The organism is Halocynthiibacter styelae, assembly GCF_016123485.1.
Lineage (GTDB): Bacteria > Pseudomonadota > Alphaproteobacteria > Rhodobacterales > Rhodobacteraceae > Halocynthiibacter > Halocynthiibacter styelae.
Genome location: NZ_JADCKQ010000002.1, coordinates 81,654 through 102,506, shown reverse-complemented (window position 1 = coordinate 102,506; position 20,853 = coordinate 81,654). Strand labels below are relative to the sequence as shown.

The following is a 20,853-nucleotide window of genomic DNA, read 5'->3' as shown; positions in this document are numbered from 1 at the left end:
ATATGTTTTGGCGACAGGAGCAGAGGATTGGCTATGAGCGATCTTTATGAGACCCAACGGGCAATGCGCAATGTGCGCAAAGCGGCGATGCAACGCGGTGTGATTGCTGTGCTTGATGTAGGTACCTCTAAGGTGGCCTGCCTTGTCCTGCGCTTTGATGGCAGTGTTCAGGGATACGATCCGGATGGGGTCGGCTCGCTGGCGGGGCAAAGCGGATTTCGTGTGATTGGCGCAGCCACAACCCGTTCACGCGGTGTGCGCTTTGGTGAAATTGATGCGATCCATGAAACAGAACGTGCCATTCGCACAGCGCTTCAGTCTGCCCAGAAGATGGCCGATGTGCGTGTTGACCATGTGATCGTCAGCTTTTCCGGAGCCAATCCGCGCAGCTATGGTCTGGCGGGGGAGGTTGAGCTTGAAAGCGGCCCGGTGAGTGAAGGCGATATTGCCCGCGTGATGTCCGGGGCTGATGTGCCGGATTACGGGGCGGGGCGTGAGGTGCTGCATGCGCAACCTGTGAATTTCGCGGTAGATCATCGTTCGGGTTACGCTGACCCGCGCGGCCAGATTGGCAATCGCCTGGCGGCGGATCTGCATATGCTGACGGTGGATGCCCATGTGATCCAGAATATTCTGTATTGCGTAAAACGCTGTGACCTTGAACTGGCTGGTGTGGCGTCTTCTGCTTATGTGTCTGGCGTGTCATCCCTTGTGGAAGATGAACAGGAACTGGGTGCAGCGACCGTGGATCTTGGCGGCGGCTCTACCGGGATTTCGGTCTTTATTAAGAAACATATGATCTACGCAGATGCGGTGCGTCTTGGTGGGGACCATGTGACAAGTGACATTTCCGTCGGGCTTCAGGTGCCCTGGCAGGCGGCGGAACGCATAAAGACCCTGCATGGCGGTGTTGTGGCGACCGGTATGGATGACCGGGATATGATTGAAACCGGTGGTGACACCGGTGACTGGGAGCATGACCGGCGTCAGGTGTCCCGGGCTGAACTGATTGGGATCATGCGGCCGCGGGTCGAAGAGATCCTGGAAGAAGTCCGTGCGCGGCTGGATGCGGCCGGGTTTGACAGCCTTCCGGGGCAGAAGATCGTGTTGACAGGTGCCGGCAGTCAGATCCCGGGGCTGGATGGTCTTGCAAGTCGGATTTTGGGGCAGCAGGTGCGAATGGGGCGGCCTATGCGCGTGCCTGGCCTGCCGCAATCGGCAACCGGCCCGGGTTTCTCTTCTGTTGTCGGACTGTCGCTGTTTGCGGCAAATCCGCAGGATGAATACTGGGATTTTGACATTCCGACAGCGACTTACCCTGCGCGATCTCTGCGTCGGGCTGTGCGCTGGTTCAAAGATAACTGGTAAAAACAGCGCGTTAAGGGCCAGGATTTGGTGATTCTGGCAAATTCCCGCGCATTGCGGCGAAAATTTTGCAATATTTTGTTGTTTGCCTGCTTTTTTTAGGTGACGTTGCGCGATCGTCACGGTAGAATCAGACAAACAAAGATTATTCGGTCGGGCAAATCAGTGGGACAACTGAGCCGGATCTGATGGTAACAAACAGGCGGACAGTATCATGGCATTAAACTTCACGAGTTCCGAGCAAGAGGATCTGACACCCCGTATCACCGTATTCGGTGTGGGTGGCGCAGGCGGCAATGCCGTCAACAACATGATTGAAAAAGAACTGGATGGCGTGGAGTTTGTTGTAGCAAACACCGACGCGCAGGCACTGCAGAGCTCCCGCTCGCAGGCGCGCATTCAGATGGGTGTGAAAGTGACCGAAGGTCTGGGTGCCGGTGCGCGCCCTTCCGTTGGTGCTGCAGCCGCTGAAGAAACCATCGAGAGCATCGTAGATCACCTGGCCGGCGCGCATATGTGCTTTATCACGGCTGGTATGGGCGGTGGCACCGGGACAGGTGCGGCCCCGATTATTGCACAGGCGGCCCGTGAACTGGGTGTTCTGACTGTTGGCGTTGTGACGAAACCTTTCCAGTTTGAGGGCGCAAAACGTATGCGTCAGGCGGAAGAGGGTGTCGAAGCGCTTCAGAAAGTTGTTGATACGCTGATCATCATTCCGAACCAGAACCTGTTCCGTCTGGCCAATGAAAAAACCACCTTCACCGAAGCTTTCTCTCTGGCAGATGATGTTCTGTATCAGGGTGTTAAAGGTGTGACTGACCTGATGGTTCGTCCTGGCCTGATCAACCTCGACTTTGCTGATGTTCGTGCCGTCATGGACGAAATGGGCAAAGCGATGATGGGCACCGGCGAAGCCGAAGGTGAAGATCGTGCGATCCAGGCGGCTGAAAAGGCCATTGCCAACCCGCTGCTGGATGAGATTTCCCTGCGCGGTGCGAACGGCGTTCTGATCAACATCACCGGTGGTTATGACCTGACCCTGTTTGAACTGGACGAAGCTGCAAACCGTATCCGTGAAGAAGTAGATCCGGATGCGAACATCATCGTTGGTTCTACCCTGGATACGTCTCTTGATGGCATGATGCGCGTGTCCGTTGTGGCAACTGGTATCGACGCCACTGAAAAAGCTGAATCTGATTTCCCAGTGCCACGTCGTCGCCTGTCAGAGCCGCTGACACAGGAAACTTCTGTTGAGGTGACTGTTTCTGAAAAGGTTCGGGAAGACGTTGTCGCAGAAGCAGCACCTGCTGCCCCGACAGCTTCCACGCCTGAACCATCCCTGTTTAGCGAAATCGACGCAACTGTTGCAGCTGTGCAGGCAACGAAAGAAGACGATGACGCTTTGCCACCGCCAGCTTATCAACCTGCTGCGCGTGTGGATGTGGCACCGATTGAACAGCCTGCCGCAGAATTTGTAGCACCGCGCGCGCCTGCGCCGGGCACGCCGTCTCCGGAAGCTCTGGCACGTCTGCAGGCCGCCGTTAAAAATGCACCTGCACCAGAGGCCGCACCTGCGCCTCGCCCTGTTGCTGTTGCAGCACCGCGCCCTGTGCCGGTTCAACCTGCGCCACAGCCAATGGCTGAGGAAAAACAGCGCTTCGGAATCGGATCTCTGATCAACCGTATGACCGGTGGTGGTGAAGAAGAAGCTGCGCCAAAACCAGTAATGCGTGCGCCAGCTGCCAGCCCACAGCCACGTCTTGCGGCCCAGGATTTCAATGCTGAGCCTGCGGAAGACAGCGATATGGAACAGGAACGCATCGAAATTCCGGCATTCCTGCGTCGCCAGGCGAATTAATTCCGGGCCTGTTATTGCAGGATGAAAGATTTGGAAAGGCTCGCTTTGGCGGGCCTTTTTGTTTTTATACAAAGGTTTAACTGGTGGGTGATGCACGGTGTGGCAAAGATCTGCCTATGCTGAAACCAGATGTTTCAGTTGGTTACAAAGATTGAATTGTCTCTTTTTCGCCTGGTCCTTAGGTGTCTTACTGCGGATAGATGACGTCCGCGTGACACCGAGGCCGACCTTGCAGACCACAGTTAAAAATACCGTTAGCTTTACAGGCCGGGGCCTGCATTCCGGGAAACCGGCGACACTGACTGTGCGCCCGGCCTCTGCTGAATATGGCATCTGGTTCACCCGAACGGATCTGAGCGGCAATACAATGGTTCCGGCGCGCTGGGATTCTGTGATTGAAGGCGCAGCGCTGTGTACCCGTCTGCGTAACGCTGCCGGTGTTGAAGTATCTACCGTAGAACATATTATGGCGGCGCTTGCCGGTTGTGGCATTCACAATGCGCTGGTCGAAGTCGATGGGCCGGAAGTGCCGATTCTTGATGGAAGTTCGCATCCGTTTGTCGAAGGTCTGATGCGTGTTGGCACCCGCGTGCTGGATGCGCCTGTACGGGCCTTTGAGGTTCTGAAAACCGTTGAAGTACGCGAAGGGGAGGCAGTGGCCCGCCTTGAACCTTCCGACAATCTTTACATCGATTTCCAGATTGATTTTGCGGATGAAGCCATTGGCCGTCAGAGCAAAACCCTGAATATGGCGAATGGCAATTTTGTGCGTGAGCTGTGTGACAGCCGCACCTTCTGCCGTCAGCGCGATGTTGATGTCATGCGGGCCCAGGGGCTGGCACTGGGGGGTACCATGGAAAATGCCGTGGTGGTTGAGGGCGATAAAGTTCTTTCTCCCGGAGGTTTGCGTCACGACGACGAAGCGGTGCGCCATAAAATGCTGGATGCTCTGGGTGATCTGGCGCTTGCTGCTGCGCCGGTTCTCGGGCGTTACACAGGCTATCGTTCCGGCCATGCTTTGACAAACAAACTGCTGCGCGCGCTGTTTGCCGATCCTGATGCGTTCCGTATGATCACCTGTAGTTCTGCAACTGCGGCCCGTCTGCCAGGTGCTGGCCTTCACAAAGGCGATTTGCCACAGCTTATGGCGTTTGAAGCGGCCTGATCCCTGAACAAGTACAAGCGGCAGAAATACGATTTTCCTGCCGCTTTTTTATGTGCATCCCGATATCCTGGCGAATGTCAGCCAGCGCGGAGGTAAATCTGCGCAAAAGCCGTTTTGCAGCAGATTTTTCTGTGCTAGACCAGACGGGAACAAACCGGAATATACCGGGTAGAGTCCAATTCAGGTAGGCCTGCAGATGAAACCATTGTTGAAAACCGTTAGCCTGATTGCAGTTGTCAGCGTGCTTTCTGCCTGTGGCGCCCGCGATGACGGCCAGCCGCGTCAGGGTTTTCTGGCCGGGTTCTTTAGCAATAAGAACCAGGAAGTTCCGCTGGAAAGCTATACGGCCGAAGAGATTTTCCAGCAGGCGGAGCATGCCCTGGAAAACCGGCGTAAGCCAGATGAAGCGATCCGCCTGTTTGGTGAGATCGAACGCCTTTACCCTTACTCTGAATTCGCCAAGCGTGCGCTGATCATGCAGGCGTTTGCCAATCATGGCGCCAAAGACTTTGAGAACAGCCGCGCAGCTGCCCAGCGGTATATTGATTTCTATCCTGCGGATGAAGATGCAGCTTATGCGCAATATCTGCTGGCCCTGTCTTATTACGATCAGATTGACGAAATCGGTCGTGACCAGGGGCTGACATTCCAGGCGCTTCAGGCGCTGCGGACCGTGATTGAACGCTATCCTGACAGCGAATATGCGCGTTCGGCAATTCTGAAATTTGATCTGGCCTTTGACCACCTTGGTGCAAAGGAAATGGAAATCGGGCGTTACTATCTGTCCCGTGGACATTATGCGGCGGCCATCAACCGGTTCCGCGTGGTGGTGGAACAGTTCCAGACCACAAGCCACACGGCTGAAGCTTTGCACCGTCTGGTTGAGGCCTATATGGCACTGGGTCTGACCGATGAAGCGCAGACTGCTGCGGCGATCCTGGGTCATAACTTCCAGTCGTCTGAATTCTATCAGGACAGTTTTCACCTGCTGACCGGGGAAGGCCTGGCGCCGAACCCACGTGGCAATGGCTGGCTTGCGCAGATCTATCGTCAGACCATCCGGGGCCAGTGGCTCTGATCTGGTAATCACGCGGGGGGTGTGATGCTTCGGACTGTTGAAATCCGGAATATGTTGATTATTGACCGGCTGGAACTTGCGTTTCAGCCCGGGTTGAACGTGCTGACCGGGGAAACCGGGGCGGGGAAATCTATTCTGCTGGACAGCCTTGGGTTTGTTCTGGGCTGGCGCGGACGGGCTGAACTGGTGCGCCAGGGTGCGGATCAGGGCGAAGTAACCGCTGTGTTTGACCTGACATCAGATCACCCGGCCCATGCGATTCTGGCGGAAGCGGGCCTGCCCGATGAAGGCGGCGAGCTGATCCTGCGGCGCATCAACACCCGCGATGGGCGAAAGACGGCCTGGGTCAATGACCGGCGTGCCTCTGGCGAAGTATTGCGTCAACTGTCTGAAACCTTGCTGGAACTGCACGGGCAGCATGATGATCGCGGGCTGCTGAACGCGCGTGGGCATCAGAAGCTTTTGGATCTTTACGGCGGTTTTGAAAACGGCCTGCTTGCGAAAACCCGTAAGACCTGGCGCAATCTGCGGGCGGCGGATCAGGCGCTTGAGGTGGCGAAAGCACGGCTGGCGGAACTGCGTGATGAGGAAGATTTCCTGCGTCATTCTGTGGCAGAACTGGATGCCCTGGCACCAGAGCCGGGCGAAGAAGGCCAGTTGGATGCTGCACGCCGCCGGATGCAGGCGGCAGAGAAAGTGCGCGCGGATGTGGCGCGGGCCTATGGTGCGATTTCCGGGGACGGGGCAGAGGGGCTTTTGTCTGATGCGCTGCGCTGGCTGGAAGAAGCGGACGGTCCGGCTGAGGGCCTGTTTGGAGACGCGATCACAGCCTTGTCGCGGGCGATGAACGAATTGGGTGAAGCAGAAAACCTTGTGTCGCGCGGTATGGACACGCTGGAATTTAATCCGGCGGAACTGGAAGACTGTGAAGAGCGTCTTTTTGCGATCCGGGGGCTTGCCCGCAAACATGCGGTTCTGCCGGATGAACTGGCAGGTTTTGCCGATGGTCTGCGCGACCGTCTGGCCGCTTTGACCGGGGGTGAGGCGGATCTGGCCGATCTTGAAGTCGCTGCGAAAGAGGCGCGTGAGATGTATGAGGCCGCAGCGCAGAAACTGCGTGATGCGCGTATCAAAGCCGCTGCAAAGCTGGACAAAGCCATGGCGGCGGAACTTGCGCCCCTTAAAATGGAACGTGCCGTGTTCCGTACAGAGGTTTCTGAGGCTGACGAAGGCCCGGACGGCATTGATCAGGTCAGCTTTACTGTGGCGACAAACCCGGGTGCACCTTCGGGGCCACTGAACAAGATCGCATCCGGTGGGGAATTGTCTCGTTTCCTGCTGGCGCTGAAAGTATGCCTGACGGGTGATGATGCGCAGCTGACAATGATCTTTGATGAAATTGACCGTGGTGTTGGCGGTGCGACAGCGGATGCTGTCGGGCGTCGCCTGAAGGCGCTTGCAGATGGTGGCCAGGTTCTGGTCGTAACCCATTCGCCGCAGGTCGCAGCACTTGGCGGGCATCACTGGCGGGTTGAGAAACATTCCGGCAACTCCGAAACCATCAGCCGGGTTGTGCCGTTGGATGACGTGGAACGCGTGGATGAAATCGGCCGGATGCTGTCTGGTGACACGATTTCAGATGCGGCCCGTGCAGCGGCGGCGGAGTTGCTGGAACTGGCTGCGCGCTGAGATTACCTTTGCGGCGGATGAAGTGCGCTACGGGTGACGAGGGTGACAGTGGCAAAGCTGACATACAGCAGCAGATACCAGGACCCCATTTTCGCAAAACTGACGGCCTGACCATCGGCTTGTCCGGCATAAATCCAGGTTTTTGTCAGGGTGCCGATGTTTTCCGCCAGCCAGAGAAAGAAGCTTGAGAAAAAAGCGGCCACGGGCAGCGGCATCCACCAGTAACGCGACTGCGTGCCCATGCGAAACCAGATGCGGGTGCGGCCATAGAGCAGGAGTGTTGCGGCAAACAGGGCCAGGCGAATGTCAGGCAGAAAGTGATGTGCGAAGAAGTTTACATAGATCAACACTGCCAGCAGGATATGCCAGTGAAAGGCCGGGAAGGGATCAAAGCGCATCTGAAACACCCGGATCACCCGCGCCATGTAGGACCCGACAGCGGCATACATGAAGCCTGAAAACAGAGGTACCTGCATGATTTTCAACACGCCATCGCCGGGATAGGCCCAGGACCCCGCGTATATTTTGAAAATCTCCATCGCGGTTCCCGTCAGGTGAAACAGCAGGATCACGCGGGCTTCTTCCCAGGTTTCCAGTTTGAAATACAGGAATGCGATTTGTGTGCTGACGGCGAAGATCACCAGGAAATCATAGCGGGCCAGGGGCCAGTCTGATTGCCAGATTGCGCGGGTTGCGATGATCGCCAGTAGGATCAGTATACCAAACAGCGCCGACCAGCCCTGTTTCAGCACAAACATCACAAATTCCGCCGTCAGGGGTGACAGGCGGCTGCGGATCATATCGCCAAGGCGGCGTTCTTGCTGACGGGTATTCTGCATGGGTGAACTCTCATTAACTATTTCTCTGATGTACCTGTGGTGTGGCGAGCTGTCGAGATACCCTTGCCCTGATCCCGGATTGCGCCTATTCGTGAACGCAGTTCAGAGATGGAGTTCCCATGAGTGGAAAAGTCGCCGCCCGTAAAGAAGCCCTGCGTGAAAAGCTTGTGGATCTGGCCGAAGCACAGATCGCTAAGGGCGGGCTGCGATCCGTGAAGGCACGCGATCTTGCGAAAGACGCCGGCTGCGCGCTTGGCGCGATCTACAACGCATTTGAGGACTTGCAGGCGCTGTATATGGCGGTGAATGGGCGAACTTTTCGGCGCCTGGGGATAATGGCGGCGCAATCGGTTGAAGATGTGCAGGCTGGCCCAAATGAGCGGTTGATCATTATGTCTGAGGCCTATCTGGGTTTCGCGGCAGAGAACACGAATCTCTGGCGGGCGATGTTTGATCTGGAAATGTCGACGGATGATGAGGTGCCAGACTGGTATCTGGTTGCGCTTGCCGGGTTGTTTGAGAATATTTCGGGCCCACTAAGCGAGATCTACCCCGATATGGATGCAGAATCACTGGACCTGATGACCAGATCTTTGTTCTCATCCGTGCATGGAATTGTGCTTTTGGGGTTGGAAAAGCGCATTTCAGGGGTGCCGCCTGAAAAGATAAAAATAATGATATCAATGCTCTTACGCCAAATCAGTTAATTTTTTGAACGGCGTTCAAAATAATCATTGAACATCGTTCATCGATTGGCTAAAACATTTCCATGAACGACGTTCAGAAAATGGAGAAGGCAATGTTTGGAACTTTCAAAACACTTATTATCGGGGCGAATGCCCGAGCAGAAGAAAACTTGCGGGACCAGTATTCAATTGAACTGATTGACCAGAAGATCCGCGAAGCGCAGGCCAGCCTGAAAGCGGCAAAACTTACCCTGGCCAGTCTGATGCAGCGTCAGCGGTCAGAGGATCGCCAGATTGAAACGCTGGAAGGGCGCATCACTGATCTGACGGGGCGGGCGAAAGAAGCTTTGACAGACGATCGTGAAGATCTGGTCCAGGAAGCGGCTCGCGCCATTGCAGAAATGGAAAACGAACTGACCGTGCGCCGTGAAACTGGAAATCGTCTGGAAGGTCGTGTGATGCAGCTTCGCCAGTCAGTTGAGGCCGCGAACCGTCGGATCGTTGATCTGAAACAGGGCGCAATTTCCGCCCGGGCGATTAAGCGCGAACAGGGCATTCAGAAACGCCTGAACAAGACCCTTGGCGGTGGCAACGCGATTGACGAAGCAGAAGAACTGATCGCCAATGTGATCAACAAAGATGACCCGTTTGAACAAAGCGAAATCCTTCGGGAGATCGATACAGGCCTTGGCCACTATAATGTGGCAGATCGCCTTGGTGATGCCGGCTTTGGCCATAAAACCCGATCCACTGCAGACGATGTTTTGAAACGCCTGCAAGCGAAGTAATCAACTGAAATACAACTGAATTAACTTAACTGGCCTTCGGGCCAAGCCAGAAGACATGGAGAAAACCAATGAACAACGAACGCAACGATACTCACCTGATTATGATGCTGAACATTGCTGGCGTGGTTGCCGCTTACGGGTTGCTGGCGCTGTCGCTGTACCACTCAACTGAGGTGCCGCTGTCGACCAAAGGCTACTGGGGCATGGGAATTGTTCTGCTGACCCTGAGCCTGGTGAATGTGGTGAAATATCGCTTTGACACACGTTCCAGCGAAGATCGCATTCGTCGCATTGAAGACGCCCGTAATGAAAAATTGCTGGAAGAAGCAATCCTGGATCCGGCCAAAGACATCTGATCTCCATAGGATGGCCCCGCGCATAAACGGGGATGGTCGGTGGGGGAGCAGAGCCAGAAAAGCGCGCGGCGCTGCTTCCCCCAACAGAAACGCCCGGGTTCCTTCCCCCGGGCGTTTTTATTTGAGGTAGCCTACGGGCACATGGTCCGTGAGCCAGACACCGTTGTCAGAGCAGATGAAGGTAAACCCGTCCCGGTGCATCTGGCCGCTGGAAACGTGAAAAACATGTGGTTTGCCATGACGACTGCCTACCGTGCGGGCTGTGTTTTCATCCGGTGACAGATGTACATGCTGGCGTGATCCCGGGATCAGACCTTTGGCCTGGATACTGTCAACAAACCGTGTGGCGGTGCCGTGAAACAGGGTTTCGGGTGGGGTCATGGGCATCAGGCCCAGATCCACCGGGAAGGAATGTCCCTGATTGGCACGGATGCGTTGGCCATCCTCTGAGAGGGCAAAGCGTTGTTTGTCACTTGTGGCGACCACCTCAGCGATCAATTCCTTTGTCATGGGAATGTCAGCTCCGGCGATCAGGGTGTCAACAGTCACCCAACCTCCTCTATCTGGGATGACATTTGCTGCTTCTGGATTGTGGCGCAGAACAAGCGAGAGAAATTTACTGGCGGTTTTAATGTCTTTTTCAGTCATGGGAACCGCATAAAAGAAAAGCCCCCGGCTTTGCAACCAGGGGCTTTGTGACTGGCCCGGAAACTTTCAAAGTTTCCGGGCCGTTTTCCTTCAAAGAAAACGGATCAGAGGTTTGGATACAGCGGGAAGCGGGCACAGAGGGCTGCGACTTTGCCGCGCACGGCATCTTCCACAGCTGCATTGCCGTCTTCGCCGTTTGCGGCCAGGCCATCCACAACTTCCACGATCAGATCAGCGATCTCGCGGAATTCAGCTTCACCAAAGCCACGGGTTGTGCCCGCAGGGGTACCAAGGCGAATGCCGGAGGTCACGGTTGGCTTTTCAGGGTCAAACGGGATGCCGTTTTTGTTGGTAGTGATATGGGCACGGCCAAGGGCCTTGTCGGTGATGTTGCCGGTTACGCCTTTTGGACGCAGATCCACCAGCATCACGTGGGTGTCAGTGCCGCCGGTGACGATATCCAGACCACCTTTGATCAACTGATCCGCAAGCGCCACAGCGTTTGCACGAACCTGCTTCTGGTACTCTTTGAATTCCGGCTTCAGTGCTTCGCCGAAAGCTGCCGCTTTACCCGCGATGACATGCATCAGAGGGCCACCCTGAATGCCTGGGAAGATCGCAGAGTTGATCTTTTTCGCAAGCGCTTCATCATTGGTGACGATCATGCCGCCGCGTGGGCCACGCAGAGTTTTGTGGGTGGTGGTTGTTGCAACATGGGCGTGTGGGAACGGGGAGGGGTGCTCGCCCGCTGCAATCAGACCCGCGATGTGGGCCATGTCGACCATGAAGAATGCGCCAACGGAATCAGCGATTTCACGGAATTTCGCGAAATCAATGACGCGCGGGATGGCGGAACCACCGGCGATGATCAGCTTTGGCTGGTGTTCTGTCGCCAGCGCCTGGATCTGATCGTAATCAATCAGGTTGTCGCTTTCACGTACACCGTAATGCACTGCGTTGAACCATTTGCCGGACTGGTTTGGTTTCGCACCATGGGTCAGGTGACCACCGGAAGAAAGATCCATACCCAGGATGGTGTCGCCTGGCTGGATCAGCGCCTGAAACACACCCTGGTTTGCTTGTGAGCCGGAGTTTGGCTGAACGTTGGCGAATTCACAGCCAAACAGTTGTTTCGCACGATCAATTGCCAGGTTCTCAGCAACGTCCACATACTGGCAACCGCCATAGTAACGACGGCCCGGGTAACCTTCGGCGTATTTGTTTGTCAGAACGGAACCCTGTGCTTCCATCACGGCGGCGGAAACGATGTTCTCGGATGCGATCAGTTCGATCTCGTCGCGCTGACGGCCGAGTTCGCTGGTGATGGAGGCATGAAGCTCCGGATCGCGTGTTGCGAGGGATTCGGTGAAGAAGGCTTTCGTAGTGCTTTCACTGGTCATGGCGCATTTTCCTGTCTGAACGCGATGGGATTTTGGAAGTTTATTAACGGCTCAGGCGGGAAAGCAGAAGCGGATAATGCGACGCAGCGCCCGCATTCTGCGCCACTGGAGCAGGAAAATGTCGAATTATGCGCCCGGAAGCCCTTATTTTACGGTACACAATTGTACGCAAATGTAGATTGCTCAACTTTCAGGCAGTAACGCAGGCTGTGGCCAGCCCTGGCGCTGAGGTCAGCAATTTCTAACAGGTCAGTCTGGTCAAATTGCGCAACGTCACAGGTGGCAGGCCGGACATAGTTGCAGAGTGCCAGGCCCAGGGGCGCAGAAAATGGATTGCCCCATGGCTCTTGCCTTCCGGCGTTTTGCAGGCAAATGTGGTGTTGATTTCTCTCACTGTCCCGCAACAGGTCCATATCATGAGTAAAGTTCTGAAAATTGCATTCACGGCCAGTGAAAGTGAAAAAGCCCGGGCTGGCCGATCCCGGCTGGTTGCACGTTATGGAGAATGTGATCTGGCTGATGCGGATGTGATTGTTGCCCTGGGCGGTGACGGTTTTATGCTGCAGACCCTGCATGAAACCCGTGATCTTGAAGTGCCGGTTTATGGTATGAACCGGGGCACGGTTGGTTTTCTTATGAATGAATACAATGAAAGCGGGCTTGTAGGGCGGTTAATGGCGGCTGAAGAGGCTGTGATCAATCCGTTGCAGATGCATGCACAATGCGTAGATGGCACACATCATTCAGCGCTTGCGATTAACGAAGTCTCGCTTTTGCGTGCAGGACCGCAGGCGGCAAAACTTCAGATCTCTGTCGATGATCGTGTGCGGATGGAAGAACTTGTCTGTGACGGTGCGCTATTGTCTACGCCTGCTGGTTCAACGGCCTATAACAATTCTGCCCATGGCCCGATTTTGCCGATCGGGGCCGAGGTTCTGGCCCTAACCGCAGTTGCGGCGTTCCGGCCACGACGTTGGCGGGGGGCATTGCTTCCGAAAAATGCGAAGGTGCGTTTTGACGTGCTGGAAGCTGCGAAGCGCCCCGTGATGGTGGATGCCGACAGCCGGTCTGTTTCCAATGTGGCTTTTGTTGAGATTGCCAGCCAGCCGGCGATAAATCACCGACTGCTGTTTGATCCGGGGCGTGGTCTTGAAGAGCGCCTTTTACAGGAACAATTCATCTGACTTCGGCAGGTTGCCGGCCTTCGGTTCAGCTTTTCTCGCGGTTGCGATTCTGTTTATCGGCCTGCTTCCAGCCAGAGATCTTACGGTACAGCGTAGAAGGTGACACCGCGAGAACCCGTGCAGCAACAGGAATGGAACCTGAATTCCTGGCAATGGTTTCTTCGACAATAATGCGTTCGATCTCATCAAGTGATTTGCCGATCAGATCGTCCAATGCTGGCCCGGCTTGTTCTGGTTCCGCCCGGGGCGTGGGGGGGGCTGAGGGCAGCTGAACGGGCTGCAGTGAACGCTGTCCCGCGCGCTGGAAATCATGTGGCAGCATATCCATCGTGACAGTGCTGTCGTTGTTGAGAACCACAATATTGCGCATGACATTCAGAAGTTGACGGACATTTCCTGGCCAATGATGTTCATTGAAGAAAGCATCTACCTCGTCAGAAAAATCTTCAAAAAGTCTGTTTTCTTCGGCCGAGAACCTTTGTAGCGCGTTTTTGGCGATTTCCATGATGTCATCTCCGCGTTCCCGCAGCGGGGGAAGATGCAGGGGCACAACATGAAGGCGATAGTACAGATCTTCACGGAATTTCCCCAGACGCATCTGTTCCAGAGGGTCAAGGTTTGTTGCACAGACAATACGTACATTCACCTTGACCGGGCGCACAGATCCGACCGGTTGGATCATTGATGTTTGCAGGAAGCGCAGCAATTTCGTTTGCAGCTCCATGCTCATTTCGCAGATTTCATCAAAAAACAACGTGCCACCGTCTGCCATTGCAGCTGCACCCGGTTTGTCTGAAATCGCGCCGGTAAATGCGCCGCGCAGGTGACCGAAGATTTCGCTTTCCAGCAAATCATTCGGAATTGCCCCACAATTCAGGGGAATGAACGGCCCTTCTGAACGATTTGAAAGATCATGCAGCGCCTGGGCACAAATTTCTTTTCCGGTACCGCTTTCACCAGTGATAAACACGGTTGCCATGGATCCTGCCACGGTGCGGATGTTGTCATAAACCTTTTCCATCACAGCCGATGACCCGATGAAACCCATCGTCTTTAAAGGGGGTATGGCGGCGAGTGACTGTATGGGTGTATTGCTTTCGCTGCGGCTGGCATTGCGTATCGCAGCGAGAAAACGCTGTTCATTGAAAGGTTTGAGAAGAAATTCATGCGCGCCAGCACGCATTGCATCTACGGCACGATCAATTGAACCGGTGGCTGTGATAACGATGACGCGGGTGTCAGGGGAAATGGTCAGAATTTCCTGCAACACTTCAAGATCGTCACGATCAGGCAGCACAAGATCAAGTAAAACAACCTGAGGGCGAAGTTCCTGAAAGGCGATCAGCCCTTCCGCACCGCTGCGGCAAATGCGTATGCGATATCCAGCCTCATTCAGTGAGCTCTGGTAAGTGGGTGGAAGTGAGGATGTGCCGTCAATCAGAAGCAATTGCGTGGTCATTGGTAGCTAACCTTTGTCTGATTATACGCCGGACCACGGAGCAGAATCAGAGCTGTAAGTTGTTTCATATTTACCCTGGTACCGATAACCTGGTGAAAGGCTGGCTTGGCAGTTTCTGACAATGAGGGGTTATTTCCCCTTCCCGACAAGGGGGAAAAAGTCAGAAGATATCTCAGGTTAAACTGAAATATCATCCCCTGGCGGGGCGGGCTGACGGTTTGCCGCGATAAAACTGAGGGATGGTACCTGAGAGTAGAGAAAACGACTTGCAGCGGGCCGTAAAGGATTTCACCTGGTGAGTGACAGTTCTGATGATGCCTGACACCAACACGACAGGCGCAATAATACAAAAAACCGTTCAGAATAAGTGACAGCTGTAGAATGAGGGACATGAGATAAGAACGAAATATTCGTTTCAGATTGTCCCAATGGAACAGAAGCATGGATAGCGCAACGCTTCCATCAGCCAGGGATTCAGGCAAAAATTGCATCGCTTTTTCACCCTTTCGAAATGGCGAAAAAGCCACTCTGATAAATATCAGAGGGTATAAAATACACCATACCAGTTAACTCACTCTAACACACAGTCACCTCACCAGGAGGAACCCCCTAAATCTGACGTGTTTTCACTTCAAATTCAAGGGGGATAGGACGTAATGGTTAACTGAGTGGTCAGCTTTTCGGATAGCCCAGCGTTTGCAGGGCTTCTTTGATTTCGTCCAGGATCATCGGATCATCAATGGTGGCCGGCATTTTGAACTCTTCACCATCAGCGATCTTCACCATGGTTGCGCGCAGTATTTTCCCTGAACGTGTTTTGGGCAGGCGATCCACGACGCAGGCCAGCTTAAAGGCGGCCACGGGGCCGATCTTTTCGCGTACCATTTTCACGACTTCTTTCGCGATGTCGGCGTGATCCCGATCCGTACCCGCGTTGAGGCAAAGGAAGCCCATAGGTGCCTGGCCTTTCAATGGATCCGCGACACCAATCACCGCGCATTCGGCAACATCGGGGTGAGCTGCCAGAACCTCTTCCATCGCGCCCGTTGACAGGCGGTGGCCCGCGACGTTGATCACGTCATCGGTGCGCGCCATGATGTAAAGATAGCCATCCTCATCAATCATGCCCGCATCACCGGTTTCATAATATCCCGGAAAGGTATTGAGATAGCTGGATTTATAGCGATCTTCGGCGTTCCACAGGGTTGGGAATGTGCCGGGCGGCAGGGGCAGAGGCGTGACAATTGCACCCAGTTCGCCGGGGGGCAGTTCATTACCCTCATCATCGAGGATCTTCATCTCATAGCCGGGCAGTGGTACGGAAGGCGATCCCAGTTTGACGTCCAGCAGTTCAATCCCCACAGGGTTACAGACGCCGGGATAGCCCAGCTCTGTCTGCCACCAGTGGTCGATGATCGGTTTTTGCAGTTGATCCTGCGCCCAGACGATGGTGTCAGGGTCAGCGCGTTCACCGGCCAGGAAAACCTGTTCCAGGCAGCTGAGATCGTATTTTTTCACATATTCACCGGTGGGGTCTTCGCGTTTGACAGCACGGAAGGCCGTGGGGGCGGTGAAGAACGTCTTAACCTTATGTTCCTCAATCACGCGCCAGAAGGTGCCCGCATCCGGGGTGCCAACGGGTTTGCCCTCAAAGACAATCGTGGTGTTGCCGTGGATCAGCGGACCGTAACAGATGTAGGAATGCCCCACGACCCAGCCGACGTCTGATGCGGCCCAGAAGACATCACCGGGGTTGACGTTATAGATGTTCTTCATGGTCCAGTTCAGGGCCACCAGATGGCCTGCGGTATGACGCACAACGCCTTTTGGCTGGCCGGTGGTGCCAGACGTATACAGGATATAAGCGGGATGGTTGCCCTCAACAGGCAGGCAATCGGCAGGCTCAACGCCATATTGGAAGCCGTGCCAGTTCACATCGCGGCCTTCAATCAGTTCAGCCACTTCCTGTTCACGCTGGAAGATCACGCAGAAATCGGGCTTGTGGGTCGCCAGTTCAATCGCGCCGTCCAGTAGCGGCTTGTAATGTACGGTGCGGTTTGGTTCCAGACCACAAGAGGCCGCGATGATGGCCTTGGGCGTACAGTCATCAATGCGCACGGCCAGCTCATTCGCCGCAAAACCACCAAAAACAACAGAATGCACGGCACCAATACGGGCACAGGCCAGCATGGCTTCAAGCGCCTCGGGGATCATCGGCATATATATGATAACGCGGTCGCCCTTTTCCACGCCTTTTGCACGCAAAGCACCGGCAAGGGATGCTACGCGGTTGCGCAGTTCCACATAGGAAATTTCGCGTTTCGTATGGGTGATCGGGCTGTCATAGATGATCGCGGTCTGCTCGCCCCGGCCGTTTTCAACGTGGCGATCCACGGCGTTCCAGCAGGTGTTTACCTTGGCATCTGCATACCATTCGTAAAGCGGCGCATTTTCGTCGGACAAAGCTTTGGACGGTTTCTGGTCCCATTCGATCGCCTCGGCAGCTTCCATCCAGAATGCCTCCGGATCTGCTTTCCAGGCGTCATATGTTTCACGATATGTCATGCGTCGTCCTCCCTGACTGCGTTATCCCTCTATGTTTCTTAAGCCTCGGGCAGAGCGGCAGGCAAGCGACATGAATTGTGACGCCTGCGCCCGAATGTCGCGATTTAGCGCTAACGGGTTCGGGAGAGGGATGGCTTCAGCCATGGAGGCTGAAGCCTTAAGGGGTGTGTTACCCGTAAACCGAAACCGGTGTGCCCGCGATGGCAGACATGTTCAGCAGACCCCGCGCGGTGATTGAAGGGGTCACAATATGGGCGCGGTTGCCCATGCCCATCAGGATTGGTCCAACTTCCAGGCCATTGCCTTTCATCTTCAGAATGTTGCGCACACCAGATGCCGCATCCGTATTCGCAAACACCAGCACATTCGCCGCCCCTTTTAGGCGGGAACAGGGCAGGGAGCGGGCGCGCAGTTCTTCATCCAGGGCGGCATCAATATGCATCTCACCTTCATAGATGAAATCACGTGGGGACGAGTCGAGGATTTCCATCGCAGCCCGTGTGCGTCGTCCCGTGTCACAATTCAGATTGCCAAATTGTGAATAGGAACACAAAGCAATCTGCGGCGTTACACCAAAACGCGCCACATGGCGGGCGGCGGAAATTGCGGTTTCTGCAATTTGTTCTGGTGTGGGTTCCGGGTGAACATGGGTGTCGGCGATAAACAGGGGCCCATCTTCCAGGATCATCAGGCTGAGTGCGCCAACAGGTTGCAGTTCCTGCGTGCCCAGAATTTGGGTCACATAGTTCATATGCCACTGGAACTGTCCGAAGGTGCCACAGATCAGACTGTCAGCTTCTTCGCGCTGGACCATGATCGCGCCAATTGCGGTGGTGTTTGTGCGCATGATCGCTTTCGCCAGATCCGGGGTCACACCCTGACGCGACATCAGGTTGTGATAGGTGTTCCAGTAATCGCGATAACGCGGGTCATTTTCCGGGTTCACCAGATCAAAATCATGCCCGGGTTTGATGGACAGGCCCGCGCGATCCAGGCGACGTTCAATCACTTCGGGACGGCCAATCAGAATCGGCTTGTCGGTGGTTTCTTCCAGCATCGCGTTGGCCGCGCGCAACACGCGTTCATCTTCGCCCTCGGCAAAGACGATGCGTCGTTCTGCGGTTGATGCGGCGGCAAACACCGGACGCATGATCATCGCGGATTTAAAGACAGAGGCATCCAGATTGTCTTTGTATTTTTCAAGGCAGTCCACCGGACGTTTCGCAACACCGGTTTCCATCGCCGCGCGGGCAACTGCGGTGGCCACAACGCCCATCAGGCGCGGATCAAACGGCTTCGGGATCAGATAATCCGCCCCAAAAGTCAGCTGTTCACCTTTATATGCAGCAGCGGCTTCGGCCGATGTTGTGGCGCGTGCCAGTTCTGCGATGCCTTCGACACAGGCCACTTTCATAGCTTCGTTGATCTCGCTTGCGCCGACATCCAGTGCGCCGCGAAAGATGAAGGGGAAGCACAATACATTGTTGACCTGATTGGGGAAATCAGACCGGCCCGTGGCAATGATCGCATCCGGGGCAACGGAACGCACCTCATCCGGCATGATTTCAGGCGTTGGGTTGGCCAGGGCAAAGACAACAGGTTTCGTGGCCATTTTCGCCACATGTTCAGGTTTCAGAACGCCAGGACCAGACAGGCCAAGGAACAGATCCGCCCCGTCAATCACATCATCCAGCGTTGCTGGCGATGTCCCTTGCGCAAAGGCCGCCTTTTGCGGGGTCATTTCGCTTTCGCGCCCCTCATAAACCAGCCCGTCAATATCACAGAGCCAGACGTTCTCGCGCTTTACCCCAAGGGACAAAAGCATGTTCAGGCACGCAATGCCCGCAGCCCCGCCACCGGTTGATACCACTTTGATTTCGCTGAATTTCTTGTCAACCACATGTAGCGCGTTATAGGCCGCAGCGCCCACAACAATCGCGGTGCCGTGCTGGTCATCATGGAAGACCGGGATGTTCATGCGCTGCCTGCAAAGTTCTTCGACAATGAAGCAATCCGGGGCTTTGATGTCTTCCAGATTGATCGCACCAAAGGTCGGTTCCAGCGCACAGACGATATCCGCCACACGTTCGGGATCTGCTTCGTCCAACTCAATATCAAAGCAGTCGATATTGGCGAATTTCTTAAACAGAACTGCTTTGCCTTCCATCACTGGTTTTGAGGCAAGGCCACCAATATTGCCCAGGCCCAGAACAGCTGTGCCATTAGACACAACAGCTACCAGATTACCCCGCGCTGTATAGCGTTCAGCGGTGGACGGATCCGCCTTAATTTCAAGGCAGGCCTCAGCCACACCAGGGGAATAGGCGCGTGCCAGATCGCGCCCGTTTGCCATGGGTTTGGTTGCGCGAATTTCCAGTTTACCAGGGCGTGGGAATTCATGATAATCAAGCGCGCGCTGGCGCCGTTTCTTTTCCTGACCGTCTGCCATCTGTCTGTCTCCCTGGGGTGGTGGCGTAGTATCGTTTAACGCTAAACCAATTTATTTTGTCGCATATTGCATGTCTGACGTCGGTAATTCAACTGTATTGCATTTGCGCTGTGTATCGCCCATGGTCTGGCAAAAGCTTTAAGTTTGAAGCAACGGGGGAAGAGATGGCGAAAAGTAATGTAGACAGCGCTGAGGAAATCCGCGCAGAGATCCGTATTCCAACGGATAACCTGCCGAAAGATATTCCGTTTTTCACCAGAACTCTGAAGATGCGGATGGATATGATTTATCCGGCAGATAATCCACAGGTGGCTGTATTTTCAGGACATGGCATTCGTCTGCGCGTTGAACGCGGCGCGGCAGAGGCCCCGGCCACCCTGCGTATTCTGACGGACAATCCGGATGAGTTCGCAGATGGCGCACGGGTGTTGACCGCGCCCAATGGTACAAAGGTTGAGATTGATGAGCTGAACCCGCCGCTGGTGATGCCGGAAACCGAACATGCCTTTGTTGTGCGTCGTCTGAAAGATCAGGCCCCCTGGGTGATTGGACGTGCGGGCATGCATTACCGCGATTTGATACCAACCCGCCTGGGCGGGTCTATCATTGCAAGCCACATTCGCATTCCTGACGGTGGCCCTGTGCCCGACATGGTGCATTACCATAAGGTTGGGTTTCAGCTGATCTTCTGCCTCGCGGGCTGGGTGGATGTTGTTTATGAAGATCAGGGCGACACGATCCGTCTGCATGCCGGAGATTGTTTCATTCAGCCGCCGGAAATCCGCCACCGGGTGCTGTATGCCAGTGAAGCGATTGAGGTGCTGGAAATTGGTGTGCCGGCCGAACATGTCACCGAGATTGACCATGATATGGAACTGCCGACCCCACATTTCCGTCCGGAACGTGAATGGCAGGGGCAGCGTTTTGTGCATAATGTTGGCAAAGACAGCCCGTTTGAACCGTTCCGCATTCCTGGTTTTGATGCCCGCGACACGACGATTTGTGAGAACACCAAAGAAGTCGCAGGCGTTCAGGTTATCCGCCCCGCAACTGGGGATACGCGCTGGGCAAGACACCATGCTGACATCCATTTCACCTTTGTGAAAACCGGATCCATGGTGCTGGAAGGCGAAGGCAAAGACCCTTACACACTTGAAGCCGGTGATGCATTCGTGATCCCGCCTGGTATGGAAACCCGTTATTCCCAGGCCTCTGATGATCTGGAGTTGATCGAGGTTTCTTTGCCCGGCGCTTTCAGGACTGAAACCCGCTAAGAGACTTGCATCTCGCGGGGGCGGGTATAGTCTGGGGCATCTGATTTACT

General features: G+C 55.0%; 16 protein-coding genes. 10 read left to right on the top strand and 6 right to left on the bottom strand.

The genetic code is table 11. The annotated features are described in order from the left end of the window. The first annotated feature begins 33 nt into the window (after positions 1-33). From ftsA to recN, 5 genes are all read left to right on the top strand, one after another. Positions 34-1,368 (top strand): cell division protein FtsA, encoded by a 1,335-nt coding sequence (ftsA, locus tag H1D41_RS02740; RefSeq protein ID WP_228847472.1) that lies wholly within the window; start codon positions 34-36, stop codon positions 1,366-1,368. Between the two features lie 211 nt (positions 1,369-1,579). Beyond that, the gene (gene ftsZ / locus H1D41_RS02735) at positions 1,580-3,223 is read left to right on the top strand and encodes a cell division protein FtsZ (RefSeq protein WP_228847471.1); all 1,644 of its coding nucleotides are present in this window, start codon (positions 1,580-1,582) and stop codon (positions 3,221-3,223) included. Between the two features lie 229 nt (positions 3,224-3,452). Continuing rightward, positions 3,453-4,388 carry a UDP-3-O-acyl-N-acetylglucosamine deacetylase gene (lpxC, locus tag H1D41_RS02730; RefSeq protein ID WP_228847470.1) on the top strand — a complete coding sequence of 312 codons (936 nt, stop codon included), beginning with the start codon at positions 3,453-3,455 and terminating at the stop codon, positions 4,386-4,388. A 196-nt stretch (positions 4,389-4,584) separates the two neighbouring features. Beyond that, a complete protein-coding gene (locus tag H1D41_RS02725; RefSeq protein WP_228847469.1) occupies positions 4,585-5,466 on the top strand; it encodes an outer membrane protein assembly factor BamD in 882 nt (293 codons plus the stop codon). 24 nt (positions 5,467-5,490) lie between these two features. After that, on the top strand, positions 5,491-7,155 hold the full coding sequence (gene recN, locus H1D41_RS02720) for a DNA repair protein RecN (RefSeq protein ID WP_228847468.1): 1,665 nt from the start codon (positions 5,491-5,493) through the stop codon (positions 7,153-7,155). A 2-nt stretch (positions 7,156-7,157) separates the two neighbouring features. Here the strand turns inward: recN and H1D41_RS02715 are convergent, their stop codons facing one another. Further along, positions 7,158-7,994 (bottom strand): DUF817 domain-containing protein, encoded by an 837-nt coding sequence (locus tag H1D41_RS02715; protein ID WP_228847467.1) that lies wholly within the window; start codon positions 7,992-7,994, stop codon positions 7,158-7,160. A gap of 119 nt (positions 7,995-8,113) precedes the next feature. Here H1D41_RS02715 and H1D41_RS02710 point away from each other — a divergent pair, with 119 nt between their 5' ends. From H1D41_RS02710 to H1D41_RS02700, 3 genes are all read left to right on the top strand, one after another. After that, a complete protein-coding gene (locus tag H1D41_RS02710) occupies positions 8,114-8,701 on the top strand; it encodes a TetR/AcrR family transcriptional regulator (protein WP_228847466.1) in 588 nt (195 codons plus the stop codon). A gap of 92 nt (positions 8,702-8,793) precedes the next feature. Next, the gene (locus tag H1D41_RS02705; protein ID WP_228847465.1) at positions 8,794-9,468 is read left to right on the top strand and encodes a PspA/IM30 family protein; all 675 of its coding nucleotides are present in this window, start codon (positions 8,794-8,796) and stop codon (positions 9,466-9,468) included. A 68-nt stretch (positions 9,469-9,536) separates the two neighbouring features. Beyond that, positions 9,537-9,824, top strand: coding sequence for a hypothetical protein (locus H1D41_RS02700; RefSeq protein ID WP_107495509.1), 288 nt, complete (start codon positions 9,537-9,539; stop codon positions 9,822-9,824). Positions 9,825-9,941: 117 nt separating this feature from the next. Here H1D41_RS02700 and H1D41_RS02695 read toward each other — a convergent pair whose 3' ends face one another. Continuing rightward, complete coding sequence (locus H1D41_RS02695; RefSeq protein WP_228847464.1) at positions 9,942-10,472, bottom strand: RNA 2'-phosphotransferase; 531 nt, start codon at positions 10,470-10,472, stop codon at positions 9,942-9,944. Between the two features lie 104 nt (positions 10,473-10,576). After that, positions 10,577-11,872 carry a serine hydroxymethyltransferase gene (gene glyA / locus H1D41_RS02690; protein WP_228847463.1) on the bottom strand — a complete coding sequence of 432 codons (1,296 nt, stop codon included), beginning with the start codon at positions 11,870-11,872 and terminating at the stop codon, positions 10,577-10,579. Positions 11,873-12,255: 383 nt separating this feature from the next. Here glyA and H1D41_RS02685 point away from each other — a divergent pair, with 383 nt between their 5' ends. After that, complete coding sequence (locus H1D41_RS02685) at positions 12,256-13,056, top strand: NAD kinase (protein WP_324250256.1); 801 nt, start codon at positions 12,256-12,258, stop codon at positions 13,054-13,056. A 25-nt stretch (positions 13,057-13,081) separates the two neighbouring features. Here H1D41_RS02685 and H1D41_RS02680 read toward each other — a convergent pair whose 3' ends face one another. From H1D41_RS02680 to H1D41_RS02670, 3 genes are all read right to left on the bottom strand, one after another. Then, complete coding sequence (locus H1D41_RS02680; protein ID WP_228847461.1) at positions 13,082-14,515, bottom strand: sigma-54-dependent transcriptional regulator; 1,434 nt, start codon at positions 14,513-14,515, stop codon at positions 13,082-13,084. A 672-nt stretch (positions 14,516-15,187) separates the two neighbouring features. Continuing rightward, the gene (prpE, locus tag H1D41_RS02675; protein WP_228847460.1) at positions 15,188-17,080 is read right to left on the bottom strand and encodes a propionate-CoA ligase PrpE; all 1,893 of its coding nucleotides are present in this window, start codon (positions 17,078-17,080) and stop codon (positions 15,188-15,190) included. A gap of 169 nt (positions 17,081-17,249) precedes the next feature. After that, positions 17,250-19,529 carry an NADP-dependent malic enzyme gene (locus H1D41_RS02670; protein WP_228847459.1) on the bottom strand — a complete coding sequence of 760 codons (2,280 nt, stop codon included), beginning with the start codon at positions 19,527-19,529 and terminating at the stop codon, positions 17,250-17,252. 164 nt (positions 19,530-19,693) lie between these two features. Between H1D41_RS02670 and H1D41_RS02665 the strand changes: the two genes are divergently transcribed. Next, on the top strand, positions 19,694-20,803 hold the full coding sequence (locus H1D41_RS02665) for a cupin domain-containing protein (protein WP_228847458.1): 1,110 nt from the start codon (positions 19,694-19,696) through the stop codon (positions 20,801-20,803). Positions 20,804-20,853 lie beyond the last annotated feature (50 nt).